Annotated in this window: 2 protein-coding genes; both read right to left on the reverse strand. The window is 45.6% G+C overall.

Going from position 1 to position 1,698, the window contains the following annotated elements; translation table 11 throughout:
* Window positions 1–698: hypothetical protein (locus Q0135_RS01090; RefSeq protein WP_297987567.1), on the reverse strand; the 698-nt coding region annotated here is incomplete at its 3' end.
* Window positions 691–1,698: MBL fold metallo-hydrolase (locus tag Q0135_RS01095; protein WP_297987569.1), on the reverse strand; the 1,008-nt coding region annotated here is incomplete at its 5' end. The genes Q0135_RS01095 and Q0135_RS01090, both read right to left, overlap by 8 nt.

Genomic DNA, 1,698 nt, shown 5'->3' on the forward strand with positions numbered 1-1,698 from the left:
CCGCAGAGCGGATCTGCTTTGCTTTTTAAATTTCGATCTTTGTCGTAGATCACCGCGTGCGCCGCTTTTTTGTAAATTTCAAAGCTCTCGTAGCGCGGCTCGTAAATTTTACAAAGCGCGATATGCAAAAAGTTCATAAACGCAAGCGATACCCTAAAGCAGGGGAAATTTTTATCGAGCCCCTCTTTTGCTATGATCTGCTTACCCTCTACGCGCACACCGTCCTTTGCGTACGACCTATCTCTGAGCTTCGTTTTAAAAGATAGCGTCAAGCCCTGCTCTTGCGGCTTTAAATAGATCGTAGCGACGCAGAAATTATTTAAAAGCTCCTCGTGCGCGGAGAAATTTCGCACTTTTGTTAAAAAATCCGGCTCTCCGGCCAAAACGGCTTCAAAAAGCGAGACACTACCGAGCAACTCGTCGTTTGCGGAGGGGAAATAATAAAGCTCGAACACGCCCGCGCCCTCTTTCACCTCTCGTAAAACGATACCGTAAATTCCGCCGTAAAAGCCGAATTTTATGCTCCAGCATTCGTTAAAATAGTTCCCCTTATACATCCCCTGATACCTGCTTGAGGATTTTACGTCGCTATCGTAAAGAGATTTCATCAATATACATCTCATAAGCGACCTGTAATCCTCAAACGAGTATTTAAATTTCAAAGGGAAAATATCTTGAAATTCCATGCTTTTATCCAAATTTAACCTTATCACCGTTGCCCAGATAATCGGACGTTTTGGTTCTAAATCTAGCCGTGCCCTTTACGATCGGATAGCCCTCGCGGACGAATTTTTGCACGGTCAGTAGGCCCGTGCAGTGGTTGCACGCCATGACCTGGTAGTTCCATCTTTTCAGCCCGATAACCAGATCGTCGTATTTAGGATCCCAGTCGTCAAACGGCGAGATATGAAGTCCGCCGTAAAGACCATAGAGCTGATCGTTATCGTATTTTAGCTCTTTGTATGCGGAATCAGAGAATGTAATAATACCCTGATGACAACATCCCGTAATGCTCACAAGACCTTTGTCTTTGACGTTTACGAATATCGACTGTTCGCCAAAAACTCTCGTAATGATAGGGCAGTCGTAGCAAAACGTACACATTCCGGGCTCAATCTCGTTTCTACCCTTTTTAAACACTACAAGCTCGCCTTTATGGCCTGAATCTTTGATATATTGTCTGCCCTCCGGGTAAAAGCCTTCGTGGATTATGATCCTGATGTCGGGCTTATACTTTAAAACGACGGGTAGCGCCCAAAAGTGATCGTAGTGCTCGTGCGACATTATGAGGGTGTCTATCTCGCCGTTTTGCAGCATCTTATCGATCCCCTCCCGCTTAAAACACTCGTGCATCCACTTATATGACCAGCCGCAATCAAGCAGATATTTTTTCTTTTCGCCGTTTAGCCGCTCTATCTCTATGAGAGCGGAGTAGCCGCCCGCGTTATCGGGATTTACGGAAAGTTTTTTGGTTGCCTCCCACGCCTCATCGATCTTATCGGGTAGAAGATGCTTGATTTGCGAAATTCCCTCTTCGTAGCTACCTTTAGCAAGCCCTTTGCCGTTACCGAACGGAGGCCAGTTAAATAGATATTGATTGACTAGCAGTCCGCCTGCGCCTTTAATATCTCCCATCAGCATCGAGTTGTCAAACCAGCTCGTTTCGGAGATATTAGTAACCTCGACGCTTTTAATCGC

The organism is uncultured Campylobacter sp. (genome assembly GCF_937981295.1).
GTDB lineage: Bacteria > Campylobacterota > Campylobacteria > Campylobacterales > Campylobacteraceae > Campylobacter_B.